Source organism: Bacillus sp. HMSC036E02, from assembly GCF_001836235.1.
Taxonomy (GTDB): Bacteria; Bacillota; Bacilli; order Bacillales; family Bacillaceae_G; genus Bacillus_A; species Bacillus_A cereus.
Map to the genome: position 1 here is coordinate 40,765 of NZ_KV827796.1, position 17,481 is coordinate 58,245.

Consider the following 17,481-nt stretch of genomic DNA (forward strand, 5'->3'; position numbering starts at 1 on the left):
TTTATTACATAGTGATTACAAGAAAAAACGCCTGCTCATGAGCAGGCGTTTTTAAAGGATTTCATCAGGGTTTTGAGGATGATGATTTCCCTCTTTCTTTTCTTCTTTTTGGAACATCGATTGAATTTTATCAATTGTTTGTGGAGCTAATTCAATCATTTTTTCTGCTAAATGTGTCGCATTTTGTAGATGAAGAATATTTACTCCATCTTTATTCACCACAAGAAATGCTACTGGTGTAATAGAAACACCACCCGCGCTACCGCCACCAAATGCAGCGTTACCGTTCGCTCTTTGTCCATCATTCGTTTGGAAATCAGAACCTCCTGCTCCAAAACCGAACGCTACTTTAGAAACCGTTAACACCACACCACCGTCAGCCGTTTGAACAGGCTCTCCAACAATCGTATTTACATCAACCATTTCTTTTAAATTTTCCATTGCTGCTTTCATTAACCCTTGAATTGGATGATCCACCGTTCATAACCTCCTTTGTCATATCTTTCCTAGTTTTTCCGAAAGTTTGTGAACTAAACATAAAATTTAATATTGATTTCAAAAAACTTAAGTTGTAATATTTAGAAAAATAAAAAAGAGGTCGATTCGTTATGATGCGAAAATTAACAAAGAAAGATCATGAACAAGTATTCCCTTACCTAAAAGAAGAAGCAGCCCTTAACTTGTTTATTATTGGAGATATTGAAGCTTTCGGTTATGACACAGATTTTCAAGAATTATGGGGAGTATTTAAAGAGGATGGAACATTAAAATCAATTTTACTCCGATTCCACGATTCATTTATACTATATAGTAAAGAAGACTTTGTTACCACTGATTATGAGGCACTTCTTTCAGCGTATAAGCCGCTTAAACTATCTGGTAAGTCAACTATCGTAAAAAAATTTGAAACTTCTCCTACTATTCAACTAGGTGTCAAAAGTGATATGTATTTTTGTGAATGTCTAAATGGCAACAACGTACCTGACACGCCTATTCATGAAACGATTAAGCTTGCATCAATAGATGATGTAGATCGAATTATGCAATTAAGAAGTAGCATCACTGAATTCCGAACTGCTCATGAATCAGAAAAAATTTTACGACAATCTATTGAAACAAATACAGGACGTACATATTATATTGAAAAAGACGGTGCAATCATCGCATCCGCCTCTACTTCCGCTGAAAATTCATTATCCGCTATGGTAGTTGGTGTATGTACACACCCGAATTATCGTGGAAATGGATTTGCTTCACTCATATTACAAAAAATGATTCAAGACTTTACGAAAGAAGGCCGAACACTTTGTTTATTTTATAACAATCCAGCTGCTGGACGAATTTATAAACGACTAGGATTTAAAGACATTGGGATGTGGACGATGTATCGATAATAAGAAGTACTCTATAAGAGGAAATAGTCGTAACTTAGTAATACAAGCAAATTACAAAATAACTCACACCGTTATTATGAAGATGGAGAAACTACTTGTAAAGCCGTGCCCCTAACTAAAACATGTCATGTATTCAAGCTAAATTTAGACAGATAAACGCCCCAGTTGCATCTACTCCAGCAACTGGGGCTACATATTTATACTCAATTTCTTTCCACTACAAATAGAAATATTTATGAAACATTTATCACACTTATGTCGCTATTATCTTTCCGTACAAATGCCCTTCTAAATATTACTGCGTCTCATTATACTTTGCTTTAAAATCAATATATTCCTGTTTCACATCTTGGTTATTACCTTGATGACTATCAAAAGATGTGTGTATTTGTGATATATATTCTACTAACTTACCTTCATCATTTCGCTTCTTATAATTTATTACAATACTTACCTCCAATATCTGCTCTGAACTATCTTTAGAATCTATATGCAGTACAATCGATCCACCATCATATTCATCATATTGTATTTTCAACTTATCATTAACAATACTCTGAAACTCTGATTCATTTAGTTTATATCCAACTGTACTAGGTTGATCAAACTTTTTTATATCATCTCCGGGCTTCATCTTTAGTTTCCCTATTCCTTTTAAACGATCAACAATTAAGTTTACGTATGAAACATCCAGATTTGAATCCGGACTTTTCACCTGTCCATTTTTATACATAATATTAGTACGATAAACACCTTCTTTTTTATTATCTTTGCTGTCTACTGCTGAAGTAACCGCTTGTGTTGTACTTCCATATAAACTTTTATCTTTCGTATTATATATCCCTTCCGAAGTTTGATAGATTGTTTTTCTATGCTCTCCATCTTCCTTTTGTTCATATGTACTATATATACCTCTTTGTTTCACATACGCATACCCATCATCACTCGCAGACATAACCTTTCTCATGTCACCTTCATCCAAAGCTTTGACAAATGGCTTATAATCTATCTTCGTCTCCCCAAAACTACATCCACTTAATAAACTTGATACTATTAACAGAACTATCATCATCCTAGCTTTCTTCTTTAACTTCATACTGACACCCCCTTGATTTCTCTAGGCATTTTTAGGTTCATTACATTCCCATTTTGATAGTAATATAGTTCACCTTTACTTACCGGTATTTATTAACTCATACAGATTATATTGAAGATACTTTAATTTTTAATAGCATCGATTTTTATACAATCCTTAATTGTTTATATATTCCGTTCGAATTTTCAGAAATCAAAACTTATTTTATTTCTTTGGCTTGTTTTTTTTCCTTTTCTTCATAAAGCTTTAGTCTTTTCTGACGTTCCTTTTCGTGCTCTTCCCACGAAATATAAAATGACGGAAACTTAAATCTACAATAGGCTAATAATTGGAATTCAGCTGCACCTATGGCTACCGCGTACATTACAAGAGTTCCTGCTATATACCCTGCTAATATCTCTATTTCATAATCATTATGAAAATAAATTAAAATAAGAAGGATTGGTGCATATACCGTAATACCAATCATTACGTTGTTTTTTGTTTTACTAAAAAATGAAGCTGTCCTTTCATCCATACTAAATACTCCACTCTCTGCTTGTTTAAAGGTATCAATTGTTGTCACTAGATGAACAAAAACTGCTCCTAGAAACAATAAATCCACATACAATAATGTAATTTGATCAATCGAATAATTTGAAATTGCTGGAAGTATAAATAATGTGAATCCTATAGTTCCCAGCTGAAATGTACATAATAATATTACAAGCGCTTGCAACTTTTGACATTTAAAACGAACTTTTGGAAATAGATATAGAATTAAAAAGATTACTTGCAAGGTATATAAAACTAATTCAATACTAACAATTATTTTGTCAAAGAGATTTTGATAATAACCCCAGCCAAATTTAACTAATGCTCCCAAAATAAAAAGCATGAATAATGAACTATAAACAGTTGCGCCAAGTATAAACACCACGGAGCGTTCTGGGCTTAAGCGATTTCTACATGTTATTTTAAATTCATCTAAATCTTTTTCTTTTATATTCCACATATAATTACACCATCTTTTCTAACATCATGTAATAACTCTATATTTGTAAACAAACTAGGAGTAAATAAATGTTTTGGTATTTCATATTAAACTAGCCTTTTTTACTTTTTCTAATAAACATATAGTATAACAATAACATCGATATTAACCCTGTCCCACCGCCCAACACCCCTCCATATTCTTCTAGATATATGCAAAGAAATATACTACCAATAAAAAATATTATTCCGAAGATAACAATCCACTTCCCCAGAAACTCTGCTACTTTATATAGAATTAAAAAGATAAATATAATCCCAACAATAATAGGTGCTATTACACCTTCAAAAAAACCTTTTTCTTTTTTTACGGCTTTAGAATCTTTATTCAAGATCTTACATTCCTCCCTTTACTAGTTAATTTATGAATAATGTATTCATTCTATCTTCAATATAAGTTTACGAGTATCATTTATAACTTTCATTTCAGTTTTTGTTTCGCTTTTGTTCTTTCTCTCTTATTCTTTTTCTATTTGCTATAAATTCTTGGCGTTCCTTTTCATGTTGTTCCCACGTAATATTAAATGATGGAACTTTAAAGCGACAATACACCAATAGGACGAATTCTGCTGATACTACAGCAAATGTATATAATATTATTGTTTGTACAACATAAATTGCCATTTGGCTAAATGTATAATTAAGATTTAAAAAAATTAATATAAGTAGAACCATTACACCAATTGTCATTCCAATCGATAAATATAATTTTGCGTTAGTAAAAAATGAGACGGCTGGTCCTTCCGATTTATATCCTCCATGTTTTGCCTTTTTAAAAACATCAATTGTAGTTACAATGTGAGTACAAAGCGCCCCTAACATTATTAAACCAATATAAACTAACGTTTTATTATTACTTGGAAAATCAAACATTCCTTCAACCATCATAACAATAAATGGTAATGTTGCTAATTGAAAAGAATAAAATAAAGTCACGATGGCTTGGAGTTTCTGTAATTTAAAAGCAACCTTTGAAGACATGAAAATTATTAAAAAAATCAACTCCAAAATGTATAACTTTACCTCAGATCGTACCAAAAATGTTTCAAAAGGTGTTAAAGAAATCTTATCACCGTTCAGCAAAACACCTAAAAACATGATGAGCATTGGTATAGAAGTATATACAAAAACTCCCCCATAAAAAATTCTTATATAATCCGGACTTAATCGATTTCTATTTTCAATTTCAAAAAGACCCATATCTCCTTCTCTTATATTCCACATTCAGTTTTTCACCTTCTATACAGTTTAAATAATTTTCATTCACTAAATTCCCATTACATTCGTAACTTTTTTAAGTATCTTCATCTTTTGTATAACTAAATTTAGATAATCTTGTATGTATATCATCACTACATTAATTGCCGTACATAATCCGAATGCTTTTGATAGTACAAATAGCCTTCTTTCTCCTCAAAAGCTCTAAATATTCTTCTCTCTTTCACTTAACCATATCCCTCATACTCTATTTTTGTTTCTCTGAAATTGCACTCACTTAGTAAAAACGTTACTGTTATCACAATTGTATCTTCAGAAAGTTGATAACCTCCCATCGACAATATGCTAGGAGGTTATTACAGTTATTTAAAATTTGTTTTTTATTTTAATGGATTCGATTTTTGCAAATAATAATGTTATTTAATTTGAGAGAAGCGAATACTAAAAACATACTGCTTAATAACTCGTAATTAAGTCTTCACCCTCATATCTAGGGTCTTTCTCAACTTTACCATCTTTTGTTTTGATGACTTTTAGTCTACCTAACCACTCTGCTCCGTTATATGTCTCTTCACTTACCCATACATTATGCTTTTTACCATCTACCTCAACTACTAGTGTGGGGTGTGTAAATATAAATTCCTCCTCTACGTGCCTACCTACAATTTCTGCATTTAATGATGTACCTTCTTCAACTAATTTACTATTTTGATACCCTTCGATAATAGGTAATCCAATAAACACAAAAAATATCAGTCCAAATACGATTACTTTCTTCTTTGTACTCCATTTATTCTTTTCTTTCAATTCTTTCTGTCTCGCTTCTCTTTCTTCGCGTTCATCCAAGCTCTCATTTAAAGCATCTTCCCATGCCTTAATTTCCGCTTCGATTTCTGCTTCAGCTCTTGCTAGTTTTTCTAATTGTTCATCGGTTGCTACCATCTCATATGACTTATCTCTAACCAAACGAATTTCAGCACCATTTTCTTTTACTTTTCGCAAGTCTTTTTCTGTACAATTAAACTCTCGAATGATTTCCCCTTGTGTGTTTACCAGTCTAACGTAAATGTTTTTTTTCTCCTTCTTCTTAAACATCTGAACTCCCCCTTATTTGTTTCCTATCATAGATAACCCTATTGCAATTAAGAGAAAGAAAACGATAATAAGGAACGTCTTCCCTTTGCTTACTTGTGTTGTAGAACCTTCCAAGACAGCCCATATAAAAATTTGGAAAAGAAGAATACCTAGGAGAATATCAACTAACTTGTTGCTACTCTTCTTTAGTGGTTTTTCTTCTACTATCGGTTTTATCTGAACAGCTTCCTTTCTTATTTGTTTCGGTTTCTTTTTCTTGCGTCTATGATTCCCCCAACTTACTCCTTTTAGAATAACTTTTTCCTAACTATAAAAATACCGAAATATCCCATTTTCATCGTATAGGATAAAATGATTTATTTCTTCACAAATAGATTTCCACCATAAAAAACAGTCTATGACTATTATTTACAAATGTTATTTCAACTTTTATTTTATTCTTTTTCTATTCGCTATAAATTCTTGACGTTCTTTTTCATGTTGTTCCCACGTAATACTAGATATTTAGATTCTTATTCAATCAAAAATAGACTTTCCTCTTTCCATGTTGGAAGAGGAAAGTCTATTTATTTCTAAATATATTATAGCCCTTGTTTTATTAATAATTGTTACTTATTATTTTCAGCCTTGTTCTTTATCGTTTTTACAAATTCATTTCGCCATATTTTAAAATTGTGAGCAAATTTTCCTTCAATAGAATTTTTATATCCTTCAAATTTTACTTCTAAAATATCAAAGTCATTGAATAATTTATATGTCTCTGCCGTCAATCCTACTGGGTGTAATACCCCACCATAATCATAGAAAGTGTCTTCATCGAGAAGTATTCCTCTTGTAGTAATTACATACTCTACATCTTTTTCTTCCTCAGTACTCAACCTCACTACACTTCCTAAAGGCAAAACTTTCTCCATATAATCTTTCATATTAATTCACCGATCCTTTTAATACGATAATTTTCTCTTCTATTTTTTGTCGCCTTTTTTCTAATTGGCGGATACGATCAATAAAAGCATCACGTGTTTTACCTTGCAAACTATTATCAATACTACTTTCTAATCTTCTAATATCTCCTGTCAAAGATACAGCTGCTTTTTCAAGTTGCATAACAACGTTAATAATTTGATCTCGCCCACCACTGTCCGGAAATGTACTATGAACCCTCGACATTATCATATGTAAATCCATCCTCATACCCCCTTCCTTAACATTTATCAATAATAGGAAACCGAAGCTAACTCTTCATCTTTTGCTATCATAGAAATTACCGCATCTGTTACATCTTGACTTAACTCTTTTAAATCATTTGAAAGTTCGTTCACATCTCTGGAAATCTCTACTAATAATGAACGATTTAATCCTCTACTACCATCATTCATAAAATAGTTTAATAATGATTGGCGATGGCTTCTTACATAATCTCCAGCAATTGAAGCAATATTTGTATCAATTTCAAAGTCACCTTTAAATACATCTAAAATATCTTGAACAAGAGAAGATGCTACTTCTTTTGCAATTGCTATAATTTCATCACGGGATAAATAAAGAATGATGCATCCTACTAAAAAATCTACAGCTGCGTTAAATACTGATTCTAACACTTCAAGTACCTTTTCCTTACATTTTGCTAATTTATTCTCTATCCAATCCACAGCCGCATTCACCTGATTTCTAACTTCTTGTATAACTTCCTTACTAAATTTCAAAGCTTTTTTTCCTGTTTCTACACCTATACTTGCTATTTTTGTTGCTAGAGCACTAGTATCTCCCACTACTGTTATTGCAACTAGAATTGCACTGACTGGGGTTCCATTTACCACTAAATCCACTACAACTTCTTCTGTTGTACTTAATGTTTTTTTTCCAGTGATTCCTTTATATAGGTCCCCAGCAGATTCTGATATTTCTAAAAAACCAAATTTCCAATCAAATCCTGTTTCGCTAACCTTTTTCAATTTATCTATTGCTACATTCCCATTCCTAGAATAAAATTTTGGATCATATAAAAAAGAATGCCCTTCCCCATTTTCCATTTTATAAACCTGTCCAGGTATTACAAAATCTGCGGCCTTAATGGCGCCATACAAAGGATCATATTCATTTATAAGACTGCGGCAATTTTTCATATTGGTCCCGTATCCGTACTTAACCACATCTTTATTTAAAACAGGCGCAGGATTTAAAGCTAATACGTTTATATTATCTTCTTGATGTCTTAATGCAACTGTATTCGCTGCTCCGCCACCTAAGGAGTGCCCTAGTAAAGTTATCTTCTTTCCTTTATTCTTCGCCTTGACTTTTTCATAAAATTTTTCTGCTTGACTATACTGAAATTCCGCTAATGACCCCAATATAGGTGAATTAGTTAAATTATGTAGCCCAATTGCTCCATCGGTTGCTAAATCGCCTACCTGATTCGGTTGAGTTCCAACGTATACTATGAAAATCTCATCCGTATCTTTACTTCGTAAGGCATATGCTCCAAACCCTGATGTTGGATGGTTATCATCATCAGCTATAAGCTCAGCATTAAAATTTTTCTCTAATTCCCTCTGATTTGTCTTTTCATTTGAATTACTATATATTTTCTCTTTCCCATTATATTGATAAATATCTCTACCAGCTAACCTCAGCTTACCTACATCGCTATCTATTTTAAAGTCCTCTTCATTTTTCATTTCTCTCCCCACATTAAACTCCTCCTAATATAAATTATTGCTGATTTATATACTCCTTTTCATAATCTATATATTCTTTTTTGGAATTTTGATTATTTTCTTCCCTAGCATGATAATATGTCGAAATTTCTTGATTTCGCTTTATAATTTTATTCTCTTGTTTTTCTTCATAATTTACCGAAATAGTAATTTCCATTATTCTCATATTATTTTCTTTTGCATCATTAGGTGTATTAAATTCAATCATTAATACTGCAGAATCAAATTTATCATATTTTAAATTTAACTTATCATTAATTATGCTTTTAAACTGTAATTCCGTTAAATTATAGCTTATTATGCTCGGTTCACTAAATCTTTTTTTATCCTCACTTGGCTTCAATTTACTCAGTCCGTTTAACCCTCCAAATATTAATTTTACATATGAAATATCTATGCCTTGATTCTGGGGTATTAAACGGGATTTTTCATTTTTTAAAATTGTACTATAAACAGTTTCTTTTTTGTAATTTTGATTGTCACCAACGTTTTTGTCATTTTTTATATCAGTAGCAACCTTTTGAGTTGTTTCCCCATATAAATCTTTATCTTTCACATTATATACTCCATGAGTTGTTTGATATATTATCCTACTATGTTCACCGTCTTCTTTTTCTTCATAAGTACTATCGCTAACCTCTTCTTTCACATACGCATACCCATCATCACTAGCAGACATAACAGTCTTCATATCCCCTTCATCCAACGCCTTTACTAATCTCTCATACTCTATCTTTGTCTCTCCAAAACCACACCCACTTAATAAACTTGCCACTATTGACACGACTATCATCACCTTAGCTTTCTTCTTTAATTTCATACTGTCACCTCGTTAGTTACTCTAGGCATTTTTAGTTTCATTATGTTCCCTTTTTGATAGTAATACACTTCATCTTTACCTAATGGTGCTTCGTTGCTTATATATTTTATGTTGAAGATACTTTGATCATTTAATGGCATTGCGATAATTGCTGCTGTTAGCTTACTTCTCATTTTCATAGGTAGAGCTTCACGATTTCGGTCCATGTAGTCGTGGTGACCTGCTAATACAAAGTAAATACCTACTGTACGAGATAAATCAATTAAAGTCGCTGCATCCTCCATTTCTAAATAAACAAATTTACTAAACTCTTCAACATTTGTCATGATAATGAGTTGTTTTGTGAATGCAGGAATTTCTCTACCTTCTTGTCTTGCTTGTGCTAATTCAAGAGCTCGTTCACGAATTACTTCCATCCAATACTTCGCATGCATATTGATTTCATTTTCGTCTACAATGTAGTGCGTCACATCGTCTTTATATTGAACGAAACTATACTCTGCTGTATCCACCAACGTCACACTTTCAAAATAATCTTTATTCAATTGAGATAGGATGCTAGATACAATTTGTTTTCTCATACTATCATCTACACTATAAATCATTAAATGATCATTCACTGCAATATCATGAGCTACAACTTCTACGTTTGCAAAATCAAGCCCCATTGGAATTCTTGCTGCTTGTAGAGCTTTTGTAACGTCTTTATTTTTACGATAAGTAGCAATATCAATCACTTCTGGCATCATTGGAATTGCCTTCGGACGTTCTCCATCCCATTCTCGATCCATATCATTTGCTTCTTGTTGTAATAATTGAATTTGCTGTAATTCATCTTCTGCTTTCGTAGGTAGTGCAACCTGGAATAATGTAGGAGATTCTAGTTTTATTAACGCTCTTCCTGCTGTTTCTTCCACTTTTATATCAGATCTCCCTACAATACTAGCTACTTCACTTTGATCAATCATATATAGGCAAGTTTGGATTTTAATATTATTGTACAATTGAATTCTAAGTGCATTTTGTCGCCCTGCACTAATTAAGGTATGAATTCCTAAACTTGCACCATCTCGGACAATTTGCATAATTAGCATTTCAAAGCTTTCATAGAACTTCGCTTCTTTTACTGCATCATAATTGTCGATTGCAATAATAATATGTGGTATTTCTTTCCCGCTTGCCTTTTCATACATTTCAATATTTGCAACGTCATATTCACTTAATAATCGTTTACGATTTTTCATTTCTTGAGTTAATCTTTCAACAAACTTTAAACATTTTTCAGATTCATCAATCGTAATCGTATCCGCTACATGAGGTAATCCTTTCAAAGGTAGAAGACCATTTGTTCCAAGGTCCACTAAATACACATGCAAATGCTCCGGACTATGCTGACGAGCTACATCCATAATGACTGATTGTAAGAATGTTGATTTTCCGTAGCCTGGACTTGAGAAGACCGCTACGTGTCCGTCTTTACTAATATCTAGTGTTAATGGTGTTTGTGATTGTAATTCAGGCTGATCTAGTAGGCCAATTGTTGCTTGTAATGGTTTCTTTTCTTTCGTCCATGCTTCTTTGAACTGAATAGCATGTAAGTCTTGTAAATATACGCTTTCTGGAAGTGGTGGTAACCACGGTCTTGCTAATGCTTCAATTTCATTTATTTCTGCGTAATCGTGAATGTAGTCAATAACAGCATCCAGTTCAGATGGTACGCTTATTACTTCTTTACTGCTACCAAGTCCACTTAAATCTTCACTTAATATTTCATATTGTCCTAGATCATTTATTGCATAGATTGTTGCGTCTAAATGTTCTTTATCCTCTTTGTTTTCTACATAGTCTGCTCCGCTCCAAGCTGATTGGAATAGTTCATAAATTTCATTATTCCCAACTTGTAAGTAAGCACGTCCTGGTAATGTAATTTCAGCGGCATCTGGCGTTTTTAAGATTTCATTACTATCTGACGTATTTTGAACTTTTAGTGCTAGTTTGAATTTCGAGTTACTCCAAATTTGATCATCTACAACACCACTTGGTTTTTGCGTAGCTAATATTAAATGAATTCCGAGTGAACGACCGATACGCGCTGTTGAAACTAACTCTTTCATAAATTCTGGTTGTTCTGACTTCAGTTCCGCGAATTCATCACTAATTAAAAATAGATGTGGCATCGGTTCACTTACTAAGCCTTCTTTATACAGTTTTTGATACTGATTAATATGGTTTACATCATTTTCGCCAAATAATCGTTGTCTTTTTTGTAATTCAGCTTTAATTGATGCGAGCGCTCTCATACTTTGTGCTCCATCTAAGTTCGTAATTGTTCCTAATAAATGCGGTAAGTTTTTGAATAAATTCGCCATTCCGCCGCCTTTATAGTCAATTAGTAAAAAGGCTACTTCGTACGGGTGAAAATTGACTGCTAGAGATAAAATATACGATTGTATAATTTCCGATTTACCTGAACCTGTTGTACCTGCTATTAATCCGTGTGGTCCGTGTGCTTTTTCGTGTAAGTTTAAGTTTACGATATCTTCTTTACCACGTAATCCAAGTGGTACGGCTAAAGATTTATGCGCTGCATTTTTCTCCCAGCGACTTGTGATATTCAGTTCTTTTACTTTTTCAACGCCGTACATTTCTAAAAATGTTACGCTTTCTGGAATACTATTTTTTAAGTTTTGCAAATGATTTAATGGTGCTAATGCCCGTGAAATATCTTCTAAATTAAACCCTTTCGGTACGTGATTTAGTTTAAATTGACGGTTAACAAGCTCTCCTTGCTCTAAGATGATGTTCCCTTGTTTTGCATCTCTTATATCTATTACCGTTTTCACATGCTCCGGTAAACTTTGCATAACATCTTGTACAAATACAAGTGATACACCTAATTGACTCGGATCATCATTAAAGAATTCCATAACAACATGGTCTAATATTAGTTTTTCATCTGTAATGAGAACGACATAGTGCGGTGTAAAGTACATTTTTTCATTAGTAGAACTTTTTTCATCTAGTTTTAATTTTCGTTCTTTCAATATTTGATACAAACTATTTAACACTTGATCACGGCTACGATCATGGTATACAAATCCACGTACATTTATATCGCGAACACTTCCATGAGGTAACCAGCGCATCCAATCCCATTTTTCTTTTTCTTCTTCCGGAAAAATAGTAATAAACTGCAAGTCATAATAACTATGGAATAAAGCCGTTTGTGCAACTAATAATTGTAATTGCTCTAACACTAAAGAGCGTTGGCCAATATAACCGACTGGTCCATTCATTAAATCTGTTACAACTGGTACATCTTCCAATGATAGATAACGCTGTCTTAGTTCACGTGCTATATCGATTAATTCATCTTTCGTTTGACTAAATTCTTCTTCATTAAATTGAATTTCAAAACTCGTATTAGCTTGTCCTGTTCCAACGCTAAATGTTAAGAAATCATGATGTAACATTGTTTTTTCATAAATTCTAGGATTTACTTGAACTGCCATATTACGTATTACTTCTACATTTGGATTGTGATAATGTAATGCGTGACGCTGTTTTTCACTTTCTGCATGTAAATCTTTCGTTTTTTGTTTTATATACTCTCTATAGCTTTTATCTCGTTCAACAATGTCGACTTTATATTGCTTCAAATTTTTAATATACGATGTGACAGAAACAATGATTGTTACTAATGTCATCGCAATCGATGCGATAATAAACATTCCATATTTCATGAAAATAGCAAGTAATACAGTTACGACAATCATGACAAGTGAAGGTGCAATGATTCTTGCTAAATGCTCCGTTGGTTTTGATGGCATACTTGAAGGCTTTGCAATTGTCATTTTCTCTTCTGGTTCACGGTAAATAATACGTGGTGAACGATGATAGTCTGGATAACCACTTTGATAATTCGTTTCTGATTCTACTAAAATAGGTAACGCAGATTTCACTTTATCTTCTGAAGAAAGTACTTGAATGTCTTCACTACCAATCTCCAATAAAATACCATCAAAATATAATACGTCTCCTGATTCCAACATAACGCTATCTTTTAACTTCGTATAATTATGAAATACATCCCCGCCATACACGTTCACTTTAAAAGAATCGTACAACGTTTCGCGAGATAGCATTAAATCTACACTAGTCCCGGTAATAGAAATATCATCGTAATCGTTTTGACTCACTGTAAGAGAATGTTTCGTTCCAATATCAAACACTTTAGTTGTGCCAACAATAGATATAAAGATTTTCAAGCTCACATCTCTTGTTTTCCCAATCTCAATTTCCTTATTGAATTCTATTAATTGATCCTGTACCATCCAAGCATTTACTTCATTATTCCACTTTAACTCTACTTCTTGTTCTAAACTTGGATTCGTAATATCATTTGTCCACTCTTTTCCAATCGACACTATTGATTGCTCATTTGGATGTAATGTGCACTTATATATTTTGTCTCCATAAGTCAATACTAATAGTTGCTCCATCCGTGTTCACTGCTCCTTTTCAACTGTCTCATCAAGTGCTTACTCTTTTTTCTCTGTGTCCGACAAATTTTTATCGTTTGATGAATTGCCATATTTCTTTTTATATTCATCTAATTGTTGCTCATATGTTTTTAACTTTTGATCACGTTCTTCCCCTGATAAATCTGGATTATTTTTCAGTGATTCAATTTGTTTAACAAGGCCGTACATAATAAGCTGAGGATCATCAAGTGTCTTAGCTAAATCTAATGATTTATCAAAATTACCTTTTCCGTTATACATCCAATACAGCAAATACTTTTCATCACTTTTCAAACTAATATTTTTCATAATCGATTTCTTTTGAGCTTCACCTAGTTTTTCAGCTGTAATGTATGCGAATGCTAACTCATATTTAGATGCAATCGGTAATGATTCAAACTCCTCTTCATTCAATTGCGTAATGACTTTGTCATAATCAGTTGCTATGAAACTTGCATTTGCTTCTAACAATTTATTTTGATAAGGAAATTTTATAAAAGTGAAATATATTAAAGGAGCAGCTAAAATAACTGTCGCCGCTATGAAGGAAAAAGCTAAGTATTTAAATGATTTATAGCTTTTTTTAGGTACTAACTGCATATTTTTTTCTGTTTTTGTTTGTTCCTTCTCAAAGCTGTCATCAAGAAACTGCAGTAATGCATCTAAGCTTTCCATTTGAGCAACGGTCTGTTCAAATGTTGTTTCTTTTGCATCTTTTAGTAACCCAGCATACAAATCATCAAAGTTATGTTTTTGGGAGAATAAAGCAATAATTAGACACTTATATTGTGTTAAAAATTGCTCTTCTAATAACGGGGTTGGCGGAACAATATCTCGAATTCCTCTATGTATAATACTTGGTATTAAATTAGCATTAAAAACTATATTGTCTGGATGTAAAAAGAACGTGATTCGTTTATTTAAATATTTACGAAACTGCGCAACATTCCGAAGTAGTCTTAATTTCTCATTTCTTCCAAAACGGCTAAGATCGTCCCACTTATATAATTTTTTATCTACTTGATATAGAAACGTAAACATATCATCCGTTTCTTCTATTGTTAATGGTACAAATTCAGATGATTCGCCCGTAATTATATCGAATTGACGGAAGTCTTTTATACGTGTTTGAGATTTGGTCATCTCCAATTTCCAATTTTCTTTTTCTATTTGAAATTGATAGTTCATTGCATCAATTTGAATTATTTTTTCCGTCATGTTTATCCTCTTCTCCTTTTCTTTATAACCCGTAATAACTTATTTTCAAATAACTAAAAGTAAAAAATATTCTTTATAAAACTTGCAAAATATCTCCATCTGTTATTTGGTGATCAATTAAACGATCATTATCTGTTAAAACAATTGACTTATTTTTCACTTTAATTACAAAATGTGAACCTTCATGATTATCAATCTTTAGCGTATCTAATAAGTTTTTTAATAAATATTTAATAGATTGATGATTCGGAATACGCAAATCATATGTATTTCCATTCCATTTACTAAAATCTACTGTCACATTGATATGTGTTTGTATTGCCATCGCTTTACCTCCAACTTTTACGAAGAACCGTATAAATACCGATGCAAATAAGTAGAATGCCGCCGCCAAATAATAATATTATTGTTATACTAATTGGCTCTTCATTCATTGTTTCATTACTCGCTACTTCATCTGCACTTTTTCTGACAATGTATTCACTGCTAAACAAACTATTTTTCGTATCTTTAACACTATTATTCTCTTTTGGTTTTGTAAAAAGAGAATCTCGCAAAGCTTCCATATCTTTTTGTTCTTTCTTTTTCTTTTTCTCAATTTCTTCTTCTATATCTTTGTTAAATAACTCAATCGATGCTTTATCTAATTCTGTTTCCTTATGTTCCTTTTTATTTTTTTCTTGGTCGCTTTCTTCAAGTCGATCCACTTTAAACTTAATCTTCCCATCATCACCAAGATAACTGTCAGCCGCGCTCCTTATCGGTAGCGCGACAAACAGTAAAAGGATAGAGAGAAATGATAACTTAGCCACTATGCTCCATTGTTTGATCATTTACTTCTTTTTCCTCCCATTTCTTATGCCATACAAATAGATTACTAACCAATCCAATAATGGCAATTACAAACAATACGACAAAAATAACTTTCCCAGTATCTTTACCACTAATAAAATCATTTAGAAAACTTTCTATATACTGAAGCGGTGAGAATTGACGTATCTTTCCGACAGAAGACATTTGATCTACTTTACTTCCAACTGCCTCAGTTAAAAATAGGTACATGCTTAAAAATACTAATAGTATAAACATACCTACCATTTTTATTTGTCGTAATAAGTAGGTTGAGACCAATACAAACGCCATCATAATAAATGTGATGAACGCAATCCATAGTAAACTTTGATCCTGACCGAACTTTAAAAGACGCCCAGAAATGATACCTATACTAATCCCTTCCACAATTGATATACCGAAAGCTACTACTGTAGTTGGTACATTCATATCAATTAATGAGAATTTCTCTTCAAAATGATCTGATTGCATTCGTTTCTTTTCTTGATTCGCAATTGCGTATGCTGTAAATAATGCAACAATGAAACAAGTTAATACAATTAAGTATGGTGTAAAAGCATTTCCTGCTACAATTACTCCATCATTTTGCTTTTGAACTGGACTAGCTAAAAAGTCATATAGCATCTCATTTTGACGATCTCCAATACGGCTATTCGCTAAAATTTTCGTAAAGTTTTTGGAGAATGATTTATCATCTTCCATTTTCTTCGTAAAGTCATTTAATAATAGATCAGCTTTTGAAACAATTGTCGTTCCGCTGTCTTGAATTTCTTTTGCTTGTCCATTAATTTGATCAAATGTTTTATATACATCGTCTGAAGTTGCTAAACTATGCTTCGAACTTTCGACCAATGACTGACTTTGCATCATTAATGATTTAATACCAGAATCTAACGATAAAATAGCTGTTTGCTCACCAGCATGATTTGTTGTTAATACTTGCTGCTCTTCAACTAGCTTTAAGCTATTCTCACGCCATTTCGCTAAACCTTTTAAATACTCTCCTAAATTTTCATTCATACTAGTTGCTTGTTGCGTCGTTCCATTTAATTTCTCCGCTAGTAGCATAGAATTTTGATCCGCACTAGTAATAGATTGTTGATAAGAGTTTATTTTTTGTTTTAAACCTGACATATCTTGCTTTATTTCTGTAGTAATACTTGATGAAACAAGATTTGAAATTAAATCAATTAAACTTTGTTTATTTAATACGTGGTACAAAGATTGATCCGTCGCAATTGCATCTAAACTTCCCTCTTCTAACTTAGGACCTACATCTTTCGTTCTTAAATCAATCCCATAATACATTTCGTAAAGGCTCATTAAACCTTGATAACTTTCGACTGTATCTACTGCTTCTTTTATTAATACACTAGATATATTTTTTGTTAATACTTCTGCTTTTTGATGTACTACTTGATTCGTTGTACTTTCAGTAACTTTACCGTTATCTGTTCCCGTTTCGCCTCCTGGATTTCCTCCGGTCCCGTTGTCTGTTCCCGTTCCGCCTCCTGGG

The 17,481-nt window shown here is 32.5% G+C and carries 16 protein-coding genes and 1 pseudogene; 1 reads left to right on the top strand and 16 read right to left on the bottom strand.

Going from position 1 to position 17,481, the window contains the following annotated elements; genetic code table 11:
* Nucleotides 1-51: 51 nt before the first annotated feature.
* On the bottom strand, nt 52-477 hold the full coding sequence (gene ytfJ, locus HMPREF2590_RS00385; RefSeq protein WP_000349986.1) for a GerW family sporulation protein: 426 nt from the start codon (nt 475-477) through the stop codon (nt 52-54).
* Between the two features lie 131 nt (nt 478-608).
* On the opposite strand from ytfJ, the gene HMPREF2590_RS00390 reads away from it, so the two are divergent.
* Complete coding sequence (locus HMPREF2590_RS00390) at nt 609-1,394, top strand: GNAT family N-acetyltransferase (protein WP_070861254.1); 786 nt, start codon at nt 609-611, stop codon at nt 1,392-1,394.
* 295 nt (nt 1,395-1,689) lie between these two features.
* Here HMPREF2590_RS00390 and HMPREF2590_RS00395 read toward each other — a convergent pair whose 3' ends face one another.
* The 15 genes and pseudogenes from HMPREF2590_RS00395 to HMPREF2590_RS00460 all read right to left on the bottom strand — a co-directional run.
* Nucleotides 1,690-2,490 (bottom strand): DUF3952 domain-containing protein, encoded by an 801-nt coding sequence (locus HMPREF2590_RS00395; RefSeq protein WP_000768488.1) that lies wholly within the window; start codon nt 2,488-2,490, stop codon nt 1,690-1,692.
* A gap of 199 nt (nt 2,491-2,689) precedes the next feature.
* Nucleotides 2,690-3,484: a hypothetical protein gene (locus HMPREF2590_RS29780; RefSeq protein WP_000267182.1), complete on the bottom strand. Its 795-nt coding sequence runs from the start codon at nt 3,482-3,484 to the stop codon at nt 2,690-2,692.
* 91 nt (nt 3,485-3,575) lie between these two features.
* A complete protein-coding gene (locus HMPREF2590_RS00405; protein ID WP_001030794.1) occupies nt 3,576-3,854 on the bottom strand; it encodes a hypothetical protein in 279 nt (92 codons plus the stop codon).
* 94 nt (nt 3,855-3,948) lie between these two features.
* Complete coding sequence (locus HMPREF2590_RS00410; RefSeq protein WP_070861258.1) at nt 3,949-4,746, bottom strand: hypothetical protein; 798 nt, start codon at nt 4,744-4,746, stop codon at nt 3,949-3,951.
* 450 nt (nt 4,747-5,196) lie between these two features.
* Nucleotides 5,197-5,835, bottom strand: coding sequence for a hypothetical protein (locus HMPREF2590_RS00415; RefSeq protein ID WP_000473564.1), 639 nt, complete (start codon nt 5,833-5,835; stop codon nt 5,197-5,199).
* Nucleotides 5,836-5,847: 12 nt separating this feature from the next.
* The gene (locus HMPREF2590_RS28360) at nt 5,848-6,129 is read right to left on the bottom strand and encodes a hypothetical protein (RefSeq protein ID WP_074595851.1); all 282 of its coding nucleotides are present in this window, start codon (nt 6,127-6,129) and stop codon (nt 5,848-5,850) included.
* A gap of 314 nt (nt 6,130-6,443) precedes the next feature.
* Nucleotides 6,444-6,761: a DUF4176 domain-containing protein gene (locus HMPREF2590_RS00420; protein WP_000656387.1), complete on the bottom strand. Its 318-nt coding sequence runs from the start codon at nt 6,759-6,761 to the stop codon at nt 6,444-6,446.
* Nucleotide 6,762: 1 nt separating this feature from the next.
* The gene (locus HMPREF2590_RS00425; protein ID WP_000363091.1) at nt 6,763-7,023 is read right to left on the bottom strand and encodes a hypothetical protein; all 261 of its coding nucleotides are present in this window, start codon (nt 7,021-7,023) and stop codon (nt 6,763-6,765) included.
* 26 nt (nt 7,024-7,049) lie between these two features.
* A complete protein-coding gene (locus HMPREF2590_RS00430; RefSeq protein WP_033689279.1) occupies nt 7,050-8,513 on the bottom strand; it encodes a lipase family protein in 1,464 nt (487 codons plus the stop codon).
* A 34-nt stretch (nt 8,514-8,547) separates the two neighbouring features.
* Nucleotides 8,548-9,372: a DUF3952 domain-containing protein gene (locus tag HMPREF2590_RS00435; RefSeq protein WP_000768475.1), complete on the bottom strand. Its 825-nt coding sequence runs from the start codon at nt 9,370-9,372 to the stop codon at nt 8,548-8,550.
* Nucleotides 9,369-13,874 carry a type VII secretion protein EssC gene (gene essC, locus HMPREF2590_RS00440; RefSeq protein WP_000436743.1) on the bottom strand — a complete coding sequence of 1,502 codons (4,506 nt, stop codon included), beginning with the start codon at nt 13,872-13,874 and terminating at the stop codon, nt 9,369-9,371. Before essC ends, HMPREF2590_RS00435 begins: the two co-directional genes overlap by 4 nt.
* A 39-nt stretch (nt 13,875-13,913) precedes the next feature.
* A complete protein-coding gene (gene essB / locus HMPREF2590_RS00445; protein ID WP_000136611.1) occupies nt 13,914-15,113 on the bottom strand; it encodes a type VII secretion protein EssB in 1,200 nt (399 codons plus the stop codon).
* Nucleotides 15,114-15,186: 73 nt separating this feature from the next.
* Nucleotides 15,187-15,438: an EsaB/YukD family protein gene (locus HMPREF2590_RS00450; RefSeq protein WP_001007571.1), complete on the bottom strand. Its 252-nt coding sequence runs from the start codon at nt 15,436-15,438 to the stop codon at nt 15,187-15,189.
* Between the two features lie 4 nt (nt 15,439-15,442).
* Nucleotides 15,443-15,946, bottom strand: coding sequence for a type VII secretion protein EssA (gene essA / locus HMPREF2590_RS00455; RefSeq protein ID WP_000595655.1), 504 nt, complete (start codon nt 15,944-15,946; stop codon nt 15,443-15,445).
* A pseudogene (locus tag HMPREF2590_RS00460) lies at nt 15,918-17,481 on the bottom strand (type VII secretion protein EsaA); the annotation flags it as partial. The pseudogene HMPREF2590_RS00460 and the gene essA, both read right to left, overlap by 29 nt.